The 21,800-nt window shown below is 73.8% G+C and carries 17 protein-coding genes and 1 tRNA gene; 15 read left to right on the top strand and 3 right to left on the bottom strand.

Going from position 1 to position 21,800, the window contains the following annotated elements:
* Window positions 1–165: 165 nt before the first annotated feature.
* From bldG to AB0D08_RS06965, 5 genes are all read left to right on the top strand, one after another.
* Window positions 166–507, top strand: a complete 342-nt coding sequence (gene bldG, locus AB0D08_RS06985) for an anti-sigma factor antagonist BldG (RefSeq protein ID WP_033822951.1) — start codon at window positions 166–168, stop codon at window positions 505–507.
* 131 nt (window positions 508–638) lie between these two features.
* Window positions 639–1,058: an ATP-binding protein gene (locus AB0D08_RS06980; RefSeq protein WP_033822952.1), complete on the top strand. Its 420-nt coding sequence runs from the start codon at window positions 639–641 to the stop codon at window positions 1,056–1,058.
* 257 nt (window positions 1,059–1,315) lie between these two features.
* Window positions 1,316–1,720, top strand: a complete 405-nt coding sequence (locus AB0D08_RS06975) for a cyclophilin-like fold protein (protein WP_359886700.1) — start codon at window positions 1,316–1,318, stop codon at window positions 1,718–1,720.
* 112 nt (window positions 1,721–1,832) lie between these two features.
* A complete protein-coding gene (locus AB0D08_RS06970) occupies window positions 1,833–2,561 on the top strand; it encodes a small secreted protein (RefSeq protein WP_359886698.1) in 729 nt (242 codons plus the stop codon).
* A gap of 169 nt (window positions 2,562–2,730) precedes the next feature.
* Window positions 2,731–4,266 (top strand): class I SAM-dependent methyltransferase, encoded by a 1,536-nt coding sequence (locus AB0D08_RS06965; RefSeq protein WP_359886695.1) that lies wholly within the window; start codon window positions 2,731–2,733, stop codon window positions 4,264–4,266.
* A gap of 114 nt (window positions 4,267–4,380) precedes the next feature.
* On the opposite strand, the gene AB0D08_RS06960 is transcribed toward AB0D08_RS06965, so the two are convergent.
* The gene (locus AB0D08_RS06960; RefSeq protein ID WP_359886693.1) at window positions 4,381–5,016 is read right to left on the bottom strand and encodes a hypothetical protein; all 636 of its coding nucleotides are present in this window, start codon (window positions 5,014–5,016) and stop codon (window positions 4,381–4,383) included.
* Window positions 5,017–5,329: 313 nt separating this feature from the next.
* On the opposite strand from AB0D08_RS06960, the gene AB0D08_RS06955 reads away from it, so the two are divergent.
* From AB0D08_RS06955 to AB0D08_RS06920, 8 genes are all read left to right on the top strand, one after another.
* A complete protein-coding gene (locus AB0D08_RS06955; protein ID WP_359886690.1) occupies window positions 5,330–5,920 on the top strand; it encodes a hypothetical protein in 591 nt (196 codons plus the stop codon).
* Between the two features lie 506 nt (window positions 5,921–6,426).
* Window positions 6,427–9,315 (top strand): type I DNA topoisomerase, encoded by a 2,889-nt coding sequence (gene topA, locus AB0D08_RS06950; RefSeq protein WP_359886687.1) that lies wholly within the window; start codon window positions 6,427–6,429, stop codon window positions 9,313–9,315.
* Between the two features lie 125 nt (window positions 9,316–9,440).
* A complete protein-coding gene (gene tmk / locus AB0D08_RS06945; protein ID WP_359886684.1) occupies window positions 9,441–12,734 on the top strand; it encodes a dTMP kinase in 3,294 nt (1,097 codons plus the stop codon).
* Window positions 12,735–12,953: 219 nt separating this feature from the next.
* A complete protein-coding gene (locus AB0D08_RS06940) occupies window positions 12,954–14,168 on the top strand; it encodes a DNA polymerase III subunit delta' (protein WP_033822958.1) in 1,215 nt (404 codons plus the stop codon).
* Between the two features lie 189 nt (window positions 14,169–14,357).
* Window positions 14,358–15,437 (top strand): alpha/beta hydrolase-fold protein, encoded by a 1,080-nt coding sequence (locus tag AB0D08_RS06935; RefSeq protein WP_033822959.1) that lies wholly within the window; start codon window positions 14,358–14,360, stop codon window positions 15,435–15,437.
* A gap of 297 nt (window positions 15,438–15,734) precedes the next feature.
* On the top strand, window positions 15,735–17,330 hold the full coding sequence (locus AB0D08_RS06930) for an alpha/beta hydrolase (protein WP_033822960.1): 1,596 nt from the start codon (window positions 15,735–15,737) through the stop codon (window positions 17,328–17,330).
* Window positions 17,331–17,445: 115 nt separating this feature from the next.
* Entirely contained in the window at window positions 17,446–18,126 is a 681-nt protein-coding gene (leuE, locus tag AB0D08_RS06925; protein WP_359886680.1) for a leucine efflux protein LeuE, read from the top strand.
* Window positions 18,127–18,293: 167 nt separating this feature from the next.
* Window positions 18,294–18,367 (top strand) — tRNA-Thr (locus AB0D08_RS06920).
* Between the two features lie 78 nt (window positions 18,368–18,445).
* Here the strand turns inward: AB0D08_RS06920 and AB0D08_RS06915 are convergent.
* Window positions 18,446–19,039 carry a TetR/AcrR family transcriptional regulator gene (locus AB0D08_RS06915; RefSeq protein WP_051812129.1) on the bottom strand — a complete coding sequence of 198 codons (594 nt, stop codon included), beginning with the start codon at window positions 19,037–19,039 and terminating at the stop codon, window positions 18,446–18,448.
* 98 nt (window positions 19,040–19,137) lie between these two features.
* On the opposite strand from AB0D08_RS06915, the gene AB0D08_RS06910 reads away from it, so the two are divergent.
* Both AB0D08_RS06910 and AB0D08_RS06905 read left to right on the top strand, forming a co-directional pair.
* A complete protein-coding gene (locus AB0D08_RS06910; protein ID WP_359886677.1) occupies window positions 19,138–20,370 on the top strand; it encodes an alpha/beta fold hydrolase in 1,233 nt (410 codons plus the stop codon).
* 66 nt (window positions 20,371–20,436) lie between these two features.
* The gene (locus AB0D08_RS06905; RefSeq protein WP_033819756.1) at window positions 20,437–20,829 is read left to right on the top strand and encodes a nuclear transport factor 2 family protein; all 393 of its coding nucleotides are present in this window, start codon (window positions 20,437–20,439) and stop codon (window positions 20,827–20,829) included.
* 11 nt (window positions 20,830–20,840) lie between these two features.
* On the opposite strand, the gene AB0D08_RS06900 is transcribed toward AB0D08_RS06905, so the two are convergent.
* The gene (locus tag AB0D08_RS06900; RefSeq protein ID WP_359886674.1) at window positions 20,841–21,653 is read right to left on the bottom strand and encodes an alpha/beta fold hydrolase; all 813 of its coding nucleotides are present in this window, start codon (window positions 21,651–21,653) and stop codon (window positions 20,841–20,843) included.
* Between the last annotated feature and the right edge of the window lie 147 nt (window positions 21,654–21,800).

Here is a 21,800-nt window from a genome sequence, read left to right as displayed (position 1 = left end):
GGCATGGTCACAAGTGGTTGAATGAGGCCGTGACGGCCGCATGGCCGAGGGTCGCAAAGTCGAGGCCGAGCCGCGGCTTGCCACGCCCCTGGCCTGCGACCACGCGGTGGCGGCCACCTGGCCGAAGATCGCAATGACGTAGCAAGGCAAGGTGCTGGAGGTTCCGTGGACCTGTCCCTGTCGACCCGTACAGTCGGCGATCGCACGGTCGTCGAGGTTGGCGGCGAGATCGATGTGTACACCGCCCCGAAGCTGCGCGAGCAGCTGGTCGAGCTCGTCAACGACGGCAGCTACCACCTGGTCGTCGACATGGAAGGCGTTGACTTCCTGGACTCGACCGGCCTCGGTGTGCTGGTCGGCGGCTTGAAGCGGGTGCGGGCGCACGAGGGCTCGCTGCGCCTGGTGTGCAACCAGGAGCGAATCCTCAAGATCTTCCGGATCACCGGTCTGACCAAGGTGTTCCCGATCCACACCTCTGTGGAAGAGGCTGTCTCGGCGACCGACTGATCGCTCTCCGGATACCGGCGGGGCGCGGCGTTGTCCGCCGCCCCGCCGGTCCGGGAGCCGACTCTGCCCGTGTCGGTCCGGAGCCGAGCGTTCCGCCGCCGCGCACGGGGTGCAACCCCGGAGGGGGATTGATGGCAACCGTCGAACTTCGATTCAGCGCGCTCCCAGGGCATGTGCGCACGGCCCGCCTGGTGGCGGCAGCTGTCGCGAGACGTGTCGGGGTCGACGAGTCGGTGCTGGACGAGGTCCGACTGGCGGTCGGCGAGGCGTGTTCGCGCGCTGTCGGCCTGCACCAGCGCAGCGGCGTCGAGGGCACGATCCGGGTCGCTCTGACGGACCTGGAGAAGCGTTTCCTCATCGAGGTCGAGGACGAGGCAGGTCCGATCCTGACGGCCGAGCGCGACGCCGGCGCCGAACCCGAGGCTGGTGAGGATGATCTCGGCCTCGCCGTGATCACCGGCCTGGTCGAGGACGTCGAGGTGGACAACGGCGCCGAGGGCGGCCTGGTCAAGATGAGCTGGCCGATCGCCAACGTTCCGGTCGAGGCCTGACACCCTGCCGTCCCACCCTGGCTCCGGCCCTTGTGGGTCAGCCTGCGGCTCTCCGTGCTTCGCAGTCGGTCGGTGTCGGTCGGCTGTGCCGCGTCGAGTGGGTGCGTGTCAGGCGGAATCGCTGTGCCCTCGGGGCGCACGGATGCCTGGGCAGGCGCCCACCCTTCGGGCATTGATTGACAATCTGTTGAAGCAGGCGGTTCGCTGCTCCCCGGCGCGATCGGTGAGGTCTCACCACGTCCGGGAGAGGACACCCCATGCGGATACGCATTCTCTGGCCAGCAGGGCAGGCCACCGCCGTGCTGCGCTCCACCCCCACCTCCGAGGCGCTCTGGGCCGCGCTGCCGATCGCTTCCTCTGCCAGTACCTGGGGCGAGGAGGTCTACTTCGGCACGCCCGTCCGCGTGCCGCAGGAGGCCGATGCGCAGCAGGTGGTCGAGCCGGGCACGGTGGCGTTCTGGACGGACGGCGACAGCCTGGCACTGCCGTACGGGCCGACCCCGATCTCGCGAGGCGGGGAGTGTCGACTCGCCGGCCCCTGCAACGTCCTCGGTGCGCTGGAGGGCGACGCGCAGGTCCTTCGGACCGTGCGCAGCGGCGATCCGATCAGGGTCGAGCGGGCCGGGCCGGTGGAGCCGGTGGAACGGGTATCCGGCGTCTGACCGGCGTCTGATCTGCGGCTTCGGTACCGTCCGGCCCCTGGCCTGTGCGGCGGGGGCGGACGGCCGTGTAGGTTCGCAGGTCGATGACCCGGACCGCCGAAAGGGCCCACTGGTGAACAAGCGACTGCTGGCCGTGACCACACTCGGCGCGGTCCTCGCGCTGGGCACCGCCGCGTGCAGCGATGACGACAACAGCGCACAGCTGGGCACCTGGGCGAAGGGTGTCTGCGACGCGGCGCAGGCGCCGATCGCCCAGTCCCGGACGGCTCTCGCGGACACCGCCAAGGTCCAGCCCGCCGAGCCCCCGGCGGATCTCCAGAAGCGGCTCGCGGTTGACCTGGCGGCGCTCGGCAAGACCAACCAGGAGCTCGCCGACGCCATCGACAAGGCCGGTGCGCCCAAGGTCACCGACGGCGCGGCCATGCAGAAGGACGCGGTCGGCGAACTGAAGCAGGCGGCCCAGGGGTATCAGGACGCGCAGAAGAAGCTCGAGGGCCTGCCCACCACGGACCAGGCGAAGTTCGCGGACGGGCTGCGCAGCGTGGGCGACCAGGTGCAGCGGCTCTCCCAGCTGTCCACCCAGGCGCTGGCCCGGCTGCAGAGTGGTGAACTCGGCGATGCGATGAAGAAGCAGCCGGGCTGCAAGACGGGCTCGCCCGCCGGCTCGCCCGCGACCGGCGCCCCCGGCGGGTCCGGCGGGTCCGGTGCGGCTGTGCCGCCGGCCGCCGATCCCAACGCCTCTCCCGCTGCCGGTTCCGCCGCACCTCCCGCCGGTTCGGCCTCCCCGGCCGCCCCGGCCGCAGGTCAGTCCTCCGCCGCGCCGTCGCCGAGCGCGAGCTGAATTCGGCCGGCAGGCCGAGCCAGCAGGCCCGTAGTGGTCGGCCGACCGAGCTGGGCCGGGTGCTGGGCCGGGCGCTGGGCCGGCCGGTCGGAGTGAGCCCGCCTGCCGTGGCCATGGCCGTGGCCGTGGTTGCGGCCGGGGAGCCGCGGTGGCGGGGGACAATGGCGGGGTGACCAGTAGCCCCACTCTTGATGCCTCCCGTCTCGCCAAGCTCCGCGAGGCGTTGCTCGCCGCCTCGTTCACCGCGGACGGCTGCCTCGACCTGCTCGGGCCGACCGGCTATGCGGCCCTGGCGCGCAGCGAGGCGGTGCCCGCGTTGCGGGCGACCCGCGGCGGTACGCCGCTGGAGACGCTGGTGCGCCTGTTCCTGCTGCAGCAGCCGGTGTCGTACGCCGCGGCCGAGGCCGCGCTGCCGGTGGCCGACTGCCTGGCCGACGGTTGGCTGGTGGCGGACGGCGGAGAGCTGCGCGCGGCCGTGGACATCCGGCCGTACGCCAATGAGGTGGCCGGTCTGGACAGTGCGGACGCCTGGGTGGTGTCCGACCTGGGCTGCGCGGTCGGTGGCGCGGGCGGGATCGGCTCCGGCGAGACGGCCGCCGGGGTCGCGCGCAAGGACCTGGTCCTGGGCGTGGGCGGTGCCTCCACCACGCTGGCGAACCTGACCGTTCGGCGGCCGGTGCGGTCCGTGCTGGACCTGGGCTCGGGTTCCGGCGTCCAGGCGCTGCACGCGGCCCGGCACGCCCAGCGGGTCACCGCCACCGACCTCAACCCGCGCGCCCTGCACTTCACCAGGCTGACCCTGGCACTGTCCGGTTTCGAGGGCGCCGAGACGGCGGAGGGCAGTCTGTTCGAACCGGTGGCCGGGCGGAAGTTCGACCTGATCGTCTCCAATCCGCCGTTCGTGATCTCGCCCGGCAGCCGCTTCGTCTACCGCGACGGCGGGATGGCGGGCGACGGGCTGTGCCGCAGCCTGGTCCGCAACGCCGCGGCCCACCTGGAGCCCGGCGGCTACTGCCATCTGCTGGCGAACTGGCAGCACGTCAAGGGCGAGGACTGGCAGGACCGGCTGGCCGGGTGGGTGGCAGGAACCGGACTGGACGCGTGGGTGGTGCAGCGTCAGGTCCAGGACGTGGCCGAGTACGCCGAGCTGTGGCTGCGCGACGGCGGCGACCACCGCGGCCCCGGCGCCGACTACCAGGCCCGGTACGCGGAGTGGCTGGACGCCTTCGAGGCCGCGGACGTCGAGGGTGTCGGGTTCGGCTGGATCACGCTCCGGGCCGGCGGCGCCGCCGATCCGGTGGTCCGGGTCGAGGAGTGGCCGCACCCGGTCGAGCAGCCGCTCGGCCCGCACATCGAGCGCTGGTTCGACCGGCAGGACTTCCTGCGCGCACATGACGACGCCGCCCTGCTGGCCGCCAAGTACGTGCTGGTCGACGACGTGGTCCAGGAGCAGGTGGGCGCACCCGGTGCGGAGGACCCCGAGCATGTGATCCTGCGTCACAACCGGGGCATGCGGCGGGCGACCAAGGTGGACACGGTGGGCGCCGGTTTCGTCGGGGTCTGCGACGGCACCCTGCCGGCGGGCGACATCGTCGATGCCATCGCCCAGCTGCTCGGCGAGGAGCGGGTGGTACTGCGGGACCGGGTGCCGGAGTCGCTGCGGATGCTCACCGAGCAGGGATTCATCGACCCGGTCACGGCCTGACCCGGCCGGCGCCGGCCCCCGGATCCAGAATCCAGGGGCCGGGGCCCGGGCTCCGGCCCGGAGGGCCAGGTCCGGCGTCGGGCCCGCAGGTCCGGGCGGCGGTCCGGGCGCAGGTCAGGGGTGGTACAGCTCGCTGATCGCGGCGATGTGGCCGGATCCGTCGAGGGCGACGTCGTAGTAGTCCCCGTAGCAGTTCGAGCCGTCGGCCGGCGTGCGGTGCGCCAGGCAGTCACCGAGGTGGCCGACCAGGGTGGGGAGCGGGACGGTCCGGGTGCCGCTGCCGTTGGTGAGGTCGACCAGGCGGGCGGTGGCGCCCGCGGCGAACGGGTAGGCGGCGGCCGGCCCCTGGGGGGTGTAGTAGCCGTCGTTGTCGACGGTCGGGCCGCAGGTGAACACGGTCTTCTGGGCGGTCAGCTGGCCGGCTGCGGCGGCGGTGGCGTGCAGGACCTGGTGGCCGGGCTTCTGGGCGGCCGTGGTGCAGTCGGCCGACGGGGACCCGGTGGGCTTGGCGGAAGGCTTGGCCGAGGGTTTGGCCGACGGCTTGGCCGAGGGGTTCGCGCTGCCGGTGGCCGCGCCGCCCGCCCCTCCCGTGCCGGTGCCCGGGGTGGTCGCGCCGGTCGGGTTCGGGACGCCGGAGGCCGCCGAGGAACCGGCTGCCGGGGCGGCGCCGTCGGGGTCGCAGGCGGTCAGGCCGAGCGTGGTGGTGGCCAGCAGCGCGGCGAGGGCGAGGAGGCGGTGGCGGCGGTTCATGGCGGTATCCCCCTGTGGAAAGGCCGATGTCGTCCGGGGATACGGGTGGGGGCCGCCGCCAGGTTGCGGCGGTTGCAAGGCTGTGACGCCCGGTGCCGCTCTGTGACGGGGCGGACAAGGGTCCGGCCCGAGTTCCCTGTCGGGGCGGCTCGGTGACGTACCGTCATTACCGTGCGGTGCGTCGCGCGCCGGTGCCGTTCACCCGTTGGACGGCTTGACGTTGCCCGGTGTACGTCGGACGTCGGTCCGGGGTTGTCCGCGGGCTGGAACTCTCTGTCCACAGGCTTGTGGACAGAGAGACGGGAGCGGCGGGGTGGAGCAGCCGACGACGTTGGCGGCCGGGGTGGTGCTCGCGGTGTTCGGCAGCGCACTCCTGCTCTGGTGCGCCGTCGAACTGCGCCTTCGCCACCGTCTGCGTCGGCACGGCGTGCGTGTCACCGCGCGGGTGGTCGCCGATGGCACCCCGGGCGCGGATCCGTACCTGGAGCCGTACGGCGACGCCTCCGGTGAGCTGGACAGCGCCCCACTGCTGGCGTACCCGGTGGCCGGCCGGGCCGATGCCGGGGTGCTGCGGGCGGTGCCCGACCCGGCGGACCGTTCCGGCGCGGGCCACGTCCTCGGCGGCCGGGCCGGCGACGACCGGATCGGGACCGGGACCGGGACCGGGACCGGGACCGTGCTCGCGCGACCCCGCGGGCACACCCCGTTGCGCCGCCCGGCCCGTCTGGTGCCCGGGACGGACGTGCAGGTCGCCTACGACGCCCGGCGGCCCGGGCGGGTGGTGCTGGCGGGCCACGACTCGGCTTCGGCGTCGGCCCTGCTCAGCGACCTGTTCTGGGCCCTGCTCGGTACCAGCACGCTGGCGGGTGGCCTCAGCCTGCTCGGTGCGGCCTTCACCCGCTGACCGCGCCACCCGGACCCGCTTCCCCGCCGCCCGCGACCTCTCCTCCCCGGCCCCGACACCGCCTTCGCCCCCAGCCCTGGAACCACCCCCACCCCGCCGCCCGGACCCTCGCACCCCGCCGCCCCGACCCTCCCGCCCGGCTCGGAGGGACCCGCGCCGGGCTGATCGCCCGTCAGCCACCGCCCTGTCGGATTCGGCCGCCGAGGTGCTCCTGGGTGGCTTCCCGGGAGGGGAAAGCCCCATCTGCGCAGCGCAAAGGCACGGCATCGGGTTACCGTTCGAGTGGCGTCGGTCGGCCTAGCCGGTGAAAAAGCTGGATCCGTCCGTTTGACAAGGGTGGCCAGGGTACGGTCACACTCCGCTGGTGGGGCCGTCGCACAGCGGCTGCCTCCGGGGCGAGGGCCCCTCCTGTTCCGACGGCGGACCGGGAGGGAAGACAGGGTGAGATTCCTGTCTGCTGCCGGGCGCCGCCAGCAGAGATTAACGACCGGGAGAGAAGAGCGAAGGTGTCCCCGAGCAGCGAGACCGCGCACGGCAAGCGACTCGTCATCGTCGAGTCGCCGGCCAAGGCGAAGACGATCAAGGGCTACCTTGGCCCCGGCTACATCGTCGAGGCCAGCGTCGGGCACATCCGCGACCTGCCCGGCACGGCCGCCGAGGTCCCGGACAAGTACACCGGCGAGGTGCGCCGCCTCGGAGTCGACGTCGACCACGACTTCGCACCCATCTATGTGGTGAACGCGGACAAGAAGTCCCAGGTCTCCAAGCTGAAGTCGCTGCTCGCCGAGTCCGACGAGCTCTTCCTCGCCACCGATGAGGACCGCGAGGGCGAGGCGATCGCCTGGCACCTGCAGGAGGTGCTCAAGCCCAAGGTGCCGGTGCACCGGATGGTCTTCCACGAGATCACCAAGGACGCGATCCAGGAGGCCGTGCGCAACCCGCGCGAGCTGAACCAGCGCCTGGTCGACGCCCAGGAGACCCGCCGCATCCTCGACCGCCTCTACGGCTACGAGGTCTCGCCGGTGCTGTGGAAGAAGGTCATGCCGAAGCTCTCGGCCGGCCGGGTGCAGTCGGTGGCGACCCGCCTGGTGGTCGAGCGGGAGCGGGAGCGGATGGCGTTCCGCTCGGCCTCGTACTGGGACCTGACCGGCACCTTCTCGACCGGGCGCACCGCGGCCGACGCGGCCAACCCGGAGAGCTTCGGCGCCCGGCTGTCGGCCGTCGACGGCAAGCGCATCGCCACCGGCCGTGACTTCGGCCAGGACGGCCGGCTGAAGACCGCCAACACGCTCCACCTCGACGAGCAGGCGGCCCGTGCGCTGGCGGCCGCGCTGGAGCAGACGGCGTTCTCGGTGCGCAGCGTCGAGTCCAAGCCGTACCGGCGCTCGCCGTACGCGCCGTTCCGCACCACCACGCTCCAGCAGGAGGCCGGCCGCAAGCTGGGCTTCGGTGCCAAGCGGACCATGCAGGTGGCCCAGAAGCTGTACGAGAACGGCTTCATCACCTATATGCGTACCGACTCCACCACGCTGTCGGAGACGGCCGTGGCCGCCGCCCGGGCCCAGGTCACCCAGCTCTACGGGGCGGCCTACCTGCCGGACGCGCCGCGCGTCTACGCCAGCAAGGTGAAGAACGCCCAGGAGGCGCACGAGGCGATCCGCCCCTCCGGGGACCGCTTCCGCACCCCCGCCGAGACCGGTCTCGCGGGTGACGACTTCCGGCTCTACGAGCTGATCTGGATGCGTACCGTCGCCTCGCAGATGAAGGACGCCGTCGGCCAGTCGGTCACCGTGAAGGTGGGCGGCCGCGCCGCGGACGGCCGGGACGCCGAGTTCTCGGCCTCCGGCAAGATCATCACCTTCCACGGCTTCCTCAAGGCCTACGTCGAGGGCGCCGACGACCCCAACGCCGAGCTGGACGACCGCGAGCGCCGGCTGCCCCAGGTCACCGAGGGCGACCCGCTCGCCGCCGACCGGCTCAGCCCCGAGGGCCACGCGACCAAGCCGCCGGCCCGGTACACCGAGGCCTCGCTGGTCAAGGAGCTGGAGGAGCGGGAGATCGGCCGCCCGTCGACGTACGCGTCGATCATCGACACGATCATCAACCGCAAGTACGTCTTCAAGAAGGGCACGGCGCTCGTCCCGTCCTTCCTCTCCTTCGCCGTGGTCAACCTGCTGGAGAAGCACTTCGGCCGGCTGGTCGACTACGACTTCACCGCCCGGATGGAGGACGACCTCGACCGGATCGCGGCCGGTGAGGCGCAGTCCGTGCCGTGGCTGAAGCGGTTCTACTTCGGCGAGGGCGAGGGACTGCCCGCCGCGGGCGGTGCCGCGGACGCGGGCAACGGCGACGGCGACCACCTCGGCGGCCTCAAGGAGCTCGTCACCGACCTCGGCGCGATCGACGCCCGGGAGATCAGCTCGTTCCCGCTCAGCGAGGACATCACCCTGCGGGTCGGCCGCTACGGCCCGTACGTGGAGAAGGCCTCGCAGGTCGAGGGCGAGCCCGGTCAGCGCGCCGACATCCCGGACGAGCTGCCGCCGGACGAGCTCACCGTCGAGCTGGCCGAAGAGCTGCTGGCCAAGCCGAGCGGCGACTTCGAGCTGGGCACGGACCCGGTCAGCGGGAACATGCTGGTCGCCAAGGACGGCCGGTACGGCCCCTACGTGACCGAGATCCTCCCCGAGGGCACCCCGAAGACCGGCAAGAACGCGGTCAAGCCGCGGACCGCCTCGCTGTTCAAGACGATGTCGCTGGACACCGTCACGCTCGAGGACGCGCTGCAGCTGCTCTCGCTGCCGCGGGTGGTCGGCGCCGACGCCGAGGGCCAGGAGATCACCGCGCAGAACGGCCGCTACGGCCCGTACCTCAAGCGCGGCACCGACTCCCGCTCGCTGACCAGCGAGGACCAGCTGTTCACCGTCACCCTGGACGAGGCGCTGGCGATCTACGCCCAGCCCAAGCAGCGCGGCCGGGCCGCCGCCGCGCCGCCGCTCAAGGAGCTCGGCAACGACCCGGTCAGCGAGCGTCCGGTGGTGGTCAAGGACGGCCGCTTCGGCCCGTACGTGACCGACGGCGAGACCAACGCGACGCTGCGCAAGGACGACGACGTCGAGACCATCACCCCCGAGCGCGGCTTCGAGCTGCTCGCCGAGAAGCGGGCCCGCGGGCCGGTGAAGAAGACCGCCAAGAAGGCCCCGGCGAAGAAGGCGGCGGCCACCAAGACCACCGCCACCAAGACCGCGGCCAAGAAGACGGCCGCCAAGAAGACCGCCGCGAAGAAGACCACCACGGTCAAGAAGGCGACCGCGGTCAAGAAGACGGCGGCCAAGAAGACCACCACGGCCACCTCGGCCGCCGCCGCCAAGAGCGCCGCGGAGTCCGAGGAGAGCTGACCGTCCTCCCGTCGCGGGCCCGTACCTCCGGTGCGGGCCCGCGGTGCGTCACAACCCTGTCATGAGCCGGCCCCACGGGGGCCCGCACCCCTACTGGCGCTTGGGCCGACCGCTACGCTGACGGTATGACGAGCGAGGAGCAGCCCACCAACCGCCCCGGCGCGCCGGACCTGCCAGACGTGGCCCCGGCCGGCACCCCCGGCGAGCGCGCCCGGGCGCTGCTGCGGCTGCGCCCGTACCGGCGGCTGTGGACCGCGCAACTGGTCGGCGGCACCGCCGACCGGCTGGCGCTGCTGGTGCTGCTGCCGCTGACGGTGATCGCCGCGCTGGTGGGCGGGCAGTTCGGCCACGGGTACCGGCAGCTCGCCCTGGCGCTGGCCGCCGCGTTCGGCGCCCGGCTGCTGGCCACCCTGCTGTTCGGCGCGGTGCTGCTCGGACCGGTGCACCGGCTGGTGGGCGGCCGCCTCGACGGCCGCTGGTCGCTGTTCGGCGCGGACGCGCTGAGGGCCGTCCTGATCGGCATCGCCCCCTGGTGGGTGACCTGGGCCCCCGGCTCGGCCGTCTGGGCGCTGCTCGCCACCGCCTTCGCGACCGGCGCCGCCGAGCGGGTCTGGACGATCGGCAAGGCCGCCGCCGTACCCGGGCTGCTCCCGGCCGCGGACCCGTACGCGCCCGCCGCCGAGCGCCGCCCGTCGGCCGCCAGCCTGGACGCCGTCCGCACCCTGGACGCCCGCACCGGCTGGGCCGCCCTCCCGCTGGCCGCCACCGCGCTGGTGGCGCTCACCCTGCTGAACAACGTCCTCGCCGCGCTCGGCTCGGACTGGCTGCGGGACAACCAGATCACCGCCGCCGCGATCGGCGCCGCGCTGCTGTTCGCCGCCTCCGCCGTACTGATCTACCTGCAGCAGCTGCCGTCGGCCGGCCCGACCGCGCCGCGCTCCCCGCTGCAGGGCCTGCGCGCCCCCACCGACGCGGCCCCCGGCGGCTCGGCGCTGCGCAAGGGCCGTACCGGCTCCGCCCCCTTCTTCACCTTCGCGGTCGCCGCCGCCTACGCCTCGATGGCCGGGGTCGCCGCACTCGGCCTGCTCACCGCCCTCGACCACCGGGCCGGCCCGATCGGGTACGGGCTGCTGGTGCTCGCCGCCGCCGGGGCCCCGGCCGTCGGCGTCCGGCTGACCCGGGCCACCCTGCCCGCTCTCTCCCGCCGCCGGCTGCTCGCGCTGGCGCTGCTGGTCGAGGGCGTCACGCTGATCCTGGCCGGGCTGGTGCTGGACTTCGTCCTGGTGCTGCTGCTCACCGTGGTGGCCGCACTGGCGGCCGGCGTGGTCGTCGCCACCGGCCGCACCCTGCTCGCCCAGGAGATCGAGGAGATCCGGCTCCCCAAGGTCACCGAGCACCTGTACGCCGTGCTGCGGGCCGTGGTGGCCGCCGCGCTGGTCGGCCTGCCGCTGATCGCCGCCGCGTACGGCGAGGTCGCGTACGGCGAGGTCCGGCCGGGCGGCTTCACCTTCATCCACGGCGGCGCCGCGCTGGCCGTCTCCACCGCCGGGCTGCTCACCCTGGTGCTCGCCGGGGTGGTCCTGCTCAAGACCGACGACCGCCGGGGCACCGTGCCGCTCGGCCGGGAACTGGTCCGGGCCCTGCGCGGCTCGACCACGCTGCCCGCCCACCGCACCACCGGCACCGGCTTCTTCATCGCCCTGGAGGGCGGCGACGGCGCCGGCAAGTCCACCCAGTCGCAGGCGCTGGCCGAGTGGATCCGCAGCAAGGGCCACGAGGTGGTGCTCACCCGTGAGCCCGGCGGCAGCCCGATCGGGCAGCGGCTGCGCGCGCTGGTGCTGGACGTCGGCAACACCGGCCTCTCGCACCGCGCCGAGGCGCTGATCTACGCGGCGGACCGGGCGGAGCACGTCGAGAACGTGATCCGGCCCGCGCTGGCCCGCGGCGCCGTCGTGATCACCGACCGCTACATGGACTCCTCGATCGCCTACCAGGGGGCCGGCCGCGACCTGGCCGCCACCGAGGTCGCGCGGATCTCCCGCTGGGCCACCGGCGGCCTGGTGCCGGACCTCACCGTGGTGCTGGACGTCGACCCGGGAGCGGCCCGCGAGCGCTTCACCGAGGCGCTGGACCGGCTGGAGTCCGAGCCGACCGAGTTCCACCAGCGGGTCCGGGCCGGATTCCTGGCCCTCGCCGCCGCCGACCCGGCGCGCTACCTGGTCGTCGACGGCAGCCAGCAGCCCGCGGTGGTCACCACCGCGATCCGTCACCGGCTCGACCGCGAGCTGCCGCTCTCCGGACAGGAACGCGCCGCCAAGGCCGAGCAGGACCGCCTCGCCCGCGAGGAGGCCGAGCGCCGCGCCGCCGAGGAGGCCCGCAAGCAGGCCGAGGCCGCCGAGGCCGAGCGCAAGCGCCAGGAACTGCTGGAGCAGCTGCGCGCCGAGCAGGCCGAGAAGGACCGCCTGGCCGCGCTGGAGGCCGAACGGGTCGCCGCCGAGGCCGCCCGCAAGGCGGCCGAGGAGGCCCGGCTCCGCGAGGAGGAGCAGGCCCGGCAGCGCGCGGAGGCGGAGGCCGCCCGCCGCGCCGCCGAGGAGGCCCGGCTTGCCGTCGAGGCCGAGGAGCGCAAGCGCCAGGAGGCCGAGGCGGCCGCGCAGGCCGAACTCCAGCGCCGGCGCGAACTGCAGCGGGAGGAGCAGCGCCGCCGGGCCGAGGAGGCCCTGCAGCGTGCGGAGGAGGCCCGACTGCGGGCCGAGGCCGAGGCTGCGGCCGCTGCGGCGGCTGCTGCTGCTGCCCCGGCGGCCGAGGCCGTGACCGCGGAGCTGCCGCAGGTCGAGCCGGGGAAGCCGGGGGAGTCCGGTTCGAAGGCGGAGCCGGTCGCTCCGGAGGAGACCACCCAGGAGATCTCCGAGGAACAGCGGGCGGCAGCCGTCCGGGCCGCGGCCGCCCGGACCTCGGTGCTGCCGAAGGTGCCCGCGGACGAGACCGCCGTACTGCCGAAGACGCCCCCGGCGGACGAGACGGCGGTACTGCCGCCGGTGCCGGCCGCCGGTGAGACCGCCGTCCTGCCCAAGGTCCCGTCCGTCGACGAGACCGCGGTGCTGCCCGCCGTCGAGCCGGCCGGCCCCTCGTCGCCCAGGCCGCCGGCCGCCTCCGCCCAGGACCGGGTGCCGCCCGGCCTGTGGCGGGACGAGCCGAAGGCCGCCGACCCGGAGCCCGCCGTCGAGACCACCCGGGAACTGCCGGCCGTCGAGCCGCGGCCGCGCCCGGACTGGGCCGAGGAGACCCCGATGGACGACCTGCCGAGCCTGACGGACAGCCTGCTGGGCTCGCGCGACGAGTGGTCGCACTGGGAGTCCGAGGAGCAGCAGCCCGACTCCGGGACGCCGCGCGGCCTGTTCCGCAAGCGCCGCCGGGACTGAGCCCGGCTGCCGCCCGCACCCCCTTCACCGGTCCGGTCCCCGCGTACGCGCCGGGGCCGGACCGGTCCGCGTCCGGGGCACCACGGTGTCCGGGACCGCTGCGGCGCCCGGAACGCGAGGAGGTGTCCGGGGCGGGCGTTAGGCTCGGTGGGCGGAGCCGGGTGCGCAGGAGCGGCAGGGCGGACGGGTCGGCAGGCAGTCGGCGGCAGGGAGTGCGGCGTGAGTGTGTGGGACGACCTGGTCGGCCAGGACCGGGTGGTGGAGCAGCTGCAGGCGGCCGCCCGCGCCGCCCGGGCGAGCGTGCTGGCCGGCCGCGGCGGCGCCGGGCCGCAACCCGGGGCCAACGCCTCGCTGATGACGCACGCCTGGCTGTTCACCGGCCCCCCCGGGGCCGGGCAGACCACGGCCGCCCGCGCCTTCGCCGCGGCACTCCAGTGCTCCAGCCCCGACCTGGAACTCGGCGGCACACCGGGCTGCGGATTCTGCGACGGCTGCCACACGGTGCTCTCCGGCAGCCACGCGGACGTGAAGTACGTCCGCACCGACGGCCTGTCGATCGGCGTCGGCGACATGCGCGACCTGGTGCTGCGGGCGTCCAGCTACCCGACCGGCGGCCGCTGGTCGGTGATCCTGGTGGACGCCGCGCACCGGCTCACCGAGGCCGCCGCCAACGCGCTGCTCAAGGGCGTCGAGGAGCCGTCGCCCCGGACGGTGTGGCTGCTCTGCGCGCCGTCCGTGCAGGACGTGCTGCCCACCATCCGTTCGCGCTGCCGGCTGCTGGTGCTGCGCACTCCGCCCGCCGAGGCGGTCGCCGACATGCTGGTGCGCCGCGACGGCGTGGAGCCCGGGACGGCGCGGGTGGCTGCACTGGCCGGGCAGGGCGACATCGAACGGGCCCGCCGGCTGGCCGTCGACGACCAGGCACGGGCCCGGCGCGCGGATGTCCTGCGGATCCCACTGGACGTCGCCGACCTGGGCGGCTGCCTCATGGCGGCGCAGCGGCTGGTCGACACCGCGAAGGCCGACGCCGAGGCGCTCGCCGAGACCCAGGACGCCAAGGAGACCGGTGACCTGCGGGCCGCCTACGGCGCACTCGAGGGCAGCCGGGCGCCGCGCGGGATGGCCGGCGCGGTCAAGGAGCTGGAGAAGCGGCAGAAGAGCCGCGCCACCCGGACCCGCCGCGAGACGCTCGGCACGGCGCTCAACGACCTGCTCGGCTTCTACCGCGACGTGCTCGCGGTGCAGTTCGGCGCCACCGGAGAGCTGGCCAACGAGGACCAGCGGGCGGCCGTCGGCAAGGTCGCCGCGGCCGGGGTGCCGGAACAGACGCTGCGCCGGATCGAGGCCGTACTGGACTGCCGCCGCGCGCTGGACCGCAACGTCGACCCGCTGCTCGCCGTCGAGGCGATGACGGTCGCGCTGCGGGCCGGCTGAGCCACCCCGGCCGGGGCCGCGCCCCACGCGCGGGGCCGGGGCCCGGTGCCGGATCGGCTGCTCCCTCGTTCGAGTGAACGTCGCCCGCCGCCCGTACGGCCCCGGCCCGCCCGGGCTGCTCGTCTTGCACCCTGAGGGCTGAGCCCGCCGCGGTACCGGCGGCCCGTCCTCCTCCGAGGTGGTGCGCGCATGCTCCGTCCGCTCCTGGTGGTGCCCCTGCTGATCTCGGCGCTGGCCGCCGCCTGGCTCGCCCGCGGTGCGCTGCTGCGCTGGCGTGACCTGCGGGCCGCGCAGACCTACGAGCTGACCGCCGAGCAGCGGCCGATGCTGCTGCGGGCCGGCGGCGCGGTGCTCTGCGGGATGTGCGTCACCGCGCTGGCCGTCGCGCTGCTGCTGTCGGGCCGGTCGGTCCGGGGTGTCGCGGACGAAGCGCTGGCCACCGCCGGGCCGCGGCCCGCCGCGCCGCCGGCGGAGTCGCCGGGCGCCACCCCCGGGCTGCTGCCGGTGGTCACCCGCTTCGAGTCGGTCGGGCACCCGGCCGGCGGCAACCTGCTGGAGGCCGTGGTGGCCGCGCCGGACGGGCGTCCCCGCAAGGTCAGGGTGTGGCTGCCCGCCGAGTACCTGAAGGATCCGAAGGCCGCCTTCCCGGTGATCGTGCTGCACTCCGGCACCGCCGGCCGCACCGCCGACAGCGAGCTGCCGGACGTCTTCGAAGGCGTCGCCTCCGCGGTCCAGCTCGGCAAGGCCAGGCCGTTCGTGGTGGTCGCCCCCGAAGCGCCGAACGGCACCGGCCACCCGTGCGACCTGATCGCCGCCGCCCCGCAGGCCGTCGCGGACGACACGGTCCTGCGCACCGCCGTGAACGAGAACTTCCGCACGGCACCCGCCGGCCCGGGCGGCTGGGCGGTGCTCGGGGTCGAGGGCGGCGCACCCTGCGCGGCCGCCGCCGGGCTGGCCCGCCCCGACCTGTACGGGGCCGCGGCCGCAGTCTCCGGCCGCTACGACGCCCCGGCCCTCACCGAAGCGGGTGCCGAGATCCCCGGTACGGCGCCCGCCCGCCTGCTGCTGGCCGCCGCGAAGAAGGACACCGAGGGCCTGGCCGCCGCCCGCAAGCTGCAGAGCACGCTGCACGGCGGCAAGGGCCGGGCGGCCAAGGCCGACGTACGGATCTCCGACATCGTGGAGGACTTCGCGCCGGACCGGGAACGGCTGCGGCTGGTCCGGGTCGCGGTCCAGTACCTGGCGGAGACCCTGGCCAAGCCCGCCTGAGGCCTCGGGGCCGGCGGGCCCGGGAGGGGGCAACCGAGAGGGGTGCGGGTGCGCCGGATGCGCGGCGACCGGGTGCTGATTCCGTCCCCGGCCGCAGGTGGTCCGGCGGACGCGGGGCGCGCCGGATACGCTCGGGACAGCCGCCGGGTGATCATCGCCGCGAGCGGCAGGCTGGCCCGGCCACGAGGCCGGCAGTGGCACCGGGCCAGGACCGGGCGCCGTTCGCCTCCCGTGCCCGCCTCCGAGCCCGCCCCTGCGTCCGCGCCCGCGTACGCGTCCGAGGGAGAGAGAAACACCATGCGTGCTGCCCGGCCCCTGCGACGGTTCGCTCCCGTGGCCGCCACCGTGAGCCTGCTGCTGGCGGCCGGCTGCACCTCCGGCCCGGCCAACGGGCCGGTGAGCGGATCCGGCTCCTCCTCGGACAGCCACGGCCCCGTGGCCGCCGCGGCACCCGCCGCGACCCCGCTCGAACCCCTGCCCACCGAGATCCCGCCCGCGCTGGCCACGTACTACGCGCAGCAGCTCGGCTGGCAGAGCTGTGACGGCGACTTCGAGTGCGCCACCTTCAAGGTCCCGGTCGACTACGCCGACCCGGCCGCCGGCGACCTCACCCTCACCGCCGCCCGCAAGCGCAGCACCGGCGGCGCCGACCGGCTCGGCTCCCTGCTGCTCAACCCGGGCGGCCCGGGCGGCTCCGCCGTCGAGTACCTGGAGGGCACCGCCCGCACCTTCGACCCGGGGGTGCGGGCCAAGTACGACCTGGTCGGCCTCGACCCGCGCGGCGTCGGACGCTCCAGCCCGGTCCGCTGCCTCGACGGCGCCCGGATGGACGCCTTCACCGCCGTCGACCTGACCCCCGACGACCAGGCCGAGACCGACGCCCTGGTCGCCGCCGACAAGGAGTTCGCGAAGGGCTGCCAGGACCACTCCGGGGCACTGCTCGGCCACGTCAGCACCGTGGAGGCGGCCCGCGACATGGACGTGCTGCGCGCGCTGCTCGGCGACGGACGGCTGAACTACCTCGGCAAGTCCTACGGCACCTTCCTCGGCGCCACCTACGCCGGGCTCTACCCGGGCAAGGTCGGGCGGATGGTGCTGGACGGCGCGATGGACCCGTCGCTGGACTCCACCGGCGGCAACAAGGGCCAGGCCGCCGGTTTCGAGACCGCCTGGACGGCCTTCGCCAAGGACTGCGTCAAGCGGGACGACTGCCCGCTGGGCACCGACGAGGGGGAGGCCGGGCGGCAGCTGACCGAGCTGTTCCGGCAGATCGACGGCCACCCGCTGCCGACCGAATCCGGCCGCACCCTCACCGAGTCGCTCGCCACCACCGGCACCATCCAGGCGATGTACGCGGAGTTCCTCTGGCCGAAGCTGCGCAGCGCGATCAGCGACGCGAAGGCCGGTGACGGCAGCGCCCTGCTCGACCTCTCCGACGACTACTACGAGCGGGCGCCGGACGGCAGCTACCCCAACCTGATGTTCGCCAACATGGCGGTCAACTGCGTCGACCTGCCGCCCGCCTTCACCGGCCCGGACGCGGTCCGCGCGGCGCTCCCCGAGTTCGAGAAGGCGGCGCCGCAGTTCGGCCAGGACATGGCCTGGATGGCGCTGGGCTGCACCTACTGGCCGGTCAAGGCGACCGGCGCCGCCCACACGGTCCGCGCGGCCGGGTCGGTCCCGATCGTGGTGGTCGGCACCACCCGGGACCCGGCGACGCCGTACGCCTGGGCCCAGTCGCTGGCGGGTCAGCTCGAGTCGGGGCGGCTGCTGACCTACGAAGGGGACGGCCACACCGCGTACGGGCGGCGCAGCGAGTGCATCGACACCGCGGTCAACCGCTACCTGCTGGGCGGCGACGCCCCGGCGAACGGGACCCGCTGCGGCGCCTGAGGCGGGGGCGGCGCGGCTGTCTCCGGGGGGAATGTCAGGACCGTTCCAGCATGATGGTCCTTCTGGTTAGCATGGTGCGCCCCCCTGTTCCGTGCCTGCCTGTAGGAGCGCATCCGTGCTCGGAGTCAACGACCTCACGACGTACGTCCTCGGGGCCCTGGTTATTGTCCTGCTGCCGGGCCCCAACTCGCTGTACGTCCTCTCGGTGGCCGCCCGCAGGGGCGTCCGCACCGGCTACCGTGCCGCGGCCGGCGTCTTCGTCGGCGACTTCACCCTGATCAGCCTCACCTCGCTGGGTGCCTCCTCGCTGCTCAAGGCCAACCCCGCGGTGTTCGCGGTGGTCAAGTTCGGCGGCGCCGCCTACCTGCTGTGGATCGGCTTCGGCATGCTCAGGGCTGCCAGGGAGCTGTGGCGCGAGCGGCGCGCGGCGGCGGCGGCGGTCGGCGCGGGCGCGGCCGAGTCCGAAGCGGTGGGGACGGCGGAGGGGGAGAGCTCCGAGCGGCCGTTCCGGCGGGCGCTGGTGATCAGCCTGCTCAACCCGAAGGCCATCCTGTTCCTGCTCTCCTTCTTCACCCAGTTCGTCGACCCGTCCTACGGTCAGCCGGTGTTCTCCTTCGCCCTGCTGGGCGGGATCCTCCAGGCCTTCAGCGTGCTCTACCTCTCCATGCTGATCTTCGCCGGAACGGCACTGGCCACCGCCTTCCGCCGCCGCAAGCGGCTGTCCGCCGGACTGACCGGAGGCGTCGCCGTCCTGTTCGCCGGCTTCGCGGCCAAGCTGGCGGTCTCCTCCGCCTGACGCAGTCGGGGCGCATCCGGGTCGCATCCGGGCCGCCCCCGGAGGTGGCCGGAGCTGCGGACCTCCGTCGGGGGGCGGTGCGGAGCACGGTCCGAAACTGTGTAGACTGACCCGCGTTGTTGGTGCGATGCTCAGCCCTCCGGGGCCGGGGACAAGCCGGCAGCGGTGCCGCCTTAGCTCAGTTGGCCAGAGCAACGCACTCGTAATGCGTAGGTCGCGGGTTCGAATCCCGCAGGCGGCTCAGTCGGACCCCAGGTCAGCCATTGGCTGGCCTGGGGTCCTTTTGTTGTGTCCGTGGGGCGCGGCGCGCACGGACGGGTCAAGCGGTGTCCGGTGGGGCCGGGGTGCCGAGCAGGCGGTTCACGAGGAGTTCCGGGTAGCCGGTGGCCGGTGGGTCGATGCCGAAGATGACGCGGACGTAGAACGGGGCGAGGAGCTGGTCGAAGATGTCCTCCAGGGGCGGTGGGTTCTCGCCGCGGGCGGTGGCCCGTTGGCGGATCTGCTCGATGGAGCTCACGCGGCGTCGGAATTGCTCTTCGCGATCGCCCTGTGTGTCGGGGTCGGTCGGCATGGACAGGGCGACGGCTCGGATGAGGACGCGGCCCTCGGGGGTGCGGATGCTGTCGACGCTGGCCCGGGCCCAGGCGAGGAGGTCGCCGCGCAGGCTGCCGGTGTCGAGCAGTGGTGAGGTGCGTTCCAGGCGGGTGGTGACGACGTCGGCGAGCAGCGCCTCCCGGCTGCCCCAACGCCGGTAGATGCTGGTGTGGTTGACGCCGGCGCGTTGCGCGATGGCGGGGATGGTGGGTTCGGCGCCGTCGGGGGCGGAGAGCAGGTCGATGACCGCTTGGTGGACGGCGGCGCGGACCTGTTCGGGGCTCTTGCGGATGCGTTCAGCAGGTTGTTTCGGAGTCACACCCACATCCTAAGCACAGATGTTTGCTTCCCGGCGGCTGATGGGTCTACAGTTCTGCCGTAAGCACAGATCGGTGCTTAGCGATGGAGGAGACCGTCATGAAGCAGCTGCTGTTCCCGAACAACATCCAGTTCTGGTACGAGACCCTGCGCTCGATGAGCCACATCGCCTACGGCGGCGCCGACTTCGGCGAGGTCGTCGCCACCGGCGAGCGCATCACCGAGGGCGACTACGACAGCTGGTACACCGAGTGGCTGGCCACCGCCGACCGGGTGTCCGCCGAGGCCGCGAAGGCCCTCAAGGCCGGCCACCGGGTCAGCGCCCGGGACGGCTTCCTGCGGGCGTCGAACTACTACCGCTCCGCCGAGTTCTTCCTGCACGGCCACCCCTGCGACCCGCGCCACGACCACGCCTACGACCGCAGCGTGGCCTGCTTCCGGGCGGCGGCCGCACTCTTCACCACCCCGGTCATCGAGCCGGTCGAGATCCCCTACGAGGGCACCACCCTGCCCGGCTACCTGTACCGCGTCGACGACTCCGGCACCCCGCGGCCCACCCTGATCATGCACAACGGCTTCGACGGCACCGCCGAGGAGCTGCACTTCTTCGGCGCGATGGCCGGCGTCGAGCGCGGCTACACCGTGCTCGTCTTCGACGGCCCCGGCATGCCCGGCCCGCGCCACCACCAGGACATGGTCTTCCGCCCCGACTGGGAGAACGTGATCACCCCCGTCGTCGACTTCGCCGAGACCCTCCCGGACGTCGACAGCAGCCGCATCGCGCTGCTCGGCATCAGCATGGGCGGCATCCTCGCGCCCAGGGCCGCCGCGTTCGAGCACCGGCTGGCCGCGCTGGTCGCCGTCGACGGCCTCTACGACCTCGGCGAGACCTCCGTGCGCAACATCCCCGGCACCCGCGAGGAGGCCGAGCGGCTCCTGCGCGCCGAGGCCGCGCCGGAGCTCGACGCAGCCCTCGAGCAGATCATGGGCAAGGACCCGATCGCCCGCTGGGCGATCAACCACGGCATGTACGTCATGGGTGTCGACACCCCCCGGGCCTTCAACGCCTCGTACCTGGACCACACCCTGGCCGGCGGGATCGCCGAGCAGATCCAGTGCCCGACCCTGGTCTGCGACGCCGAGGACGACATGTTCTTCAAGGGCCAGCCCGAGCAGCTCTTCGAGCACCTCACCTGCCCGAAGACCCTGATGGTGTTCACCGCCGAGGAAGGCGCCGGCGCCCACTGCCACCCCGGCGCCATGCGCCTGACCCAGGCCCGCATCTACGACTGGCTCGACGACACCCTCAACACCACCGCCGCCAACGCCTGAGCTTCGGCCCGCTAGCCCCCGCACCCGTTCCGAATCCACGATCCGAATCCGCACCAAGGACTTCTCATGACCCGCACCGGCATCAAGGCCGCCCTCACCGACCTGCTCCTCAACGAGTCCATCACCCTGGAGGCGGCCGCCGACCTCCACTTCACCCCCGACTACCGCCAGCGCACCGACGGCGAGTGGGCCGACCGGGCTGAGTTCCTCGACCACATCGCCCACCTGCGCACGCTCGTCGCCGGCGGCGAGGTCGAGGTCCATGAGGAGCTCTACGACGGCGGCAAGTACGCCGACCGGCACACCTGCCGCATCACGAAGAAGGACGGTTCGACCGTGAGCATGGAGGTCTACGTCTTCGCCGACCTCGCCCCCGACGGCCGCTTCCGGCGGATCGAGGAGACCACCCTGATGCTCGAGGGGTCGGACGCCGACCGCAACCTCGGCAGCGCCCGCTGACCGGTCGCGGCTCACCCGGCCCCGTGGGCGGTGGCGGTGGTGGTGGTGAGTTCGCGGACCGCGTCGGCGAGGGCCCGGAAGTCCTTGCGCAGGATCTTGGAGTGGTTGCTCGGGACCTTCGCGCTGAGCCGTATGTTCGGGTTGCGGGCGAGCACCGGGTCGAGGTTGCCGCGGATCTGCTCCATCAGCTCCGCCTCGCCGCCCAGATTGCCGCCGGAGGCGAGCACGTACCGGGTCGGCGCGGTGACCCGGTCGAGGACCGGGCCGAGGGCGGCGGTGGCGCAGAGCTCGTTGATCTCGATGTTGATCTCGGCGTGCTGCGCGGCGCTCATCCGCGCGGCCAGGCCGAGCCGGCGGGCCACCGGGAACAGCACGCTCAGCCGGCGGAACAGCGTACGGATCTGGGCCCGGGCCGCGTCGTCCAGCCAGTCGTGCGGCAGCGCGCCGTCCGCGGACACCACCCCCAGCACGCGGTCCGGGTTCCGGGCGGCCCAGTGGACCGCCAGCATCGCGCCGTAGGACCAGCCCACCAGGATCGGGCGCTCCACCCCGCGGGCCCGCAGGACGGCGTCGAGGTCGCGGAGACAGGCCTCGAACGAGTAGTCCGACGCGCGCCGCGACCTGCCGCGGGCACGCTCGTCGTAGCTGATGTGCCGGTAGCCGTCGCCGAGTTCGGCGATGACGTGCCGCCAGTGCGACCGGTCGGCGTAGGAGCCGTTGAGGTAGACCACGGGACGGCCGGGCCCGCCGGTGTCGGTCACGGCCAGGGCGGTGTCGTCGACCGGCACCATGCCGGTCCAGGGGGAGTGCTCGATGATCGTCATGGTTGCGTCTCTCCAGGGTCCGGAGTCGGAAGTGGGTCGGGGACGGCGGGCGGCGTGCCCGCCGTGGCGCGCCGTGGCGGTGCGGTGGGTGGTGGTTCAGAGGCTGCGGGCGGTGATGTCGCCGTAGGCGGTGGTGGCGTGGATGGT

The organism is Kitasatospora sp. NPDC048540 (genome assembly GCF_040651175.1).
Classification (GTDB): domain Bacteria; phylum Actinomycetota; class Actinomycetes; order Streptomycetales; family Streptomycetaceae; genus Kitasatospora.
This window is presented reverse-complemented; position numbering and strand designations above follow the sequence as displayed.

What these genes read in the sequence shown, in the direction of transcription:
- AB0D08_RS06900 (WP_359886674.1), bottom strand. Translation starts at nt 21,653, where the DNA reads ATGACGATCATCGAGCACTCCCCCTGGACCGGCATGGTGCCGGTCGAC.
- AB0D08_RS06975 (WP_359886700.1), top strand. Translation starts at nt 1,316, where the DNA reads ATGCGGATACGCATTCTCTGGCCAGCAGGGCAGGCCACCGCCGTGCTG.
- AB0D08_RS06905 (WP_033819756.1), top strand. Translation starts at nt 20,437, where the DNA reads ATGACCCGCACCGGCATCAAGGCCGCCCTCACCGACCTGCTCCTCAAC.
- AB0D08_RS06980 (WP_033822952.1), top strand. Translation starts at nt 639, where the DNA reads ATGGCAACCGTCGAACTTCGATTCAGCGCGCTCCCAGGGCATGTGCGC.
- tmk (WP_359886684.1), top strand. Translation starts at nt 9,441, where the DNA reads ATGACGAGCGAGGAGCAGCCCACCAACCGCCCCGGCGCGCCGGACCTG.
- AB0D08_RS06960 (WP_359886693.1), bottom strand. Translation starts at nt 5,016, where the DNA reads ATGAACCGCCGCCACCGCCTCCTCGCCCTCGCCGCGCTGCTGGCCACC.
- AB0D08_RS06930 (WP_033822960.1), top strand. Translation starts at nt 15,735, where the DNA reads ATGCGTGCTGCCCGGCCCCTGCGACGGTTCGCTCCCGTGGCCGCCACC.
- AB0D08_RS06910 (WP_359886677.1), top strand. Translation starts at nt 19,138, where the DNA reads ATGAAGCAGCTGCTGTTCCCGAACAACATCCAGTTCTGGTACGAGACC.
- AB0D08_RS06935 (WP_033822959.1), top strand. Translation starts at nt 14,358, where the DNA reads ATGCTCCGTCCGCTCCTGGTGGTGCCCCTGCTGATCTCGGCGCTGGCC.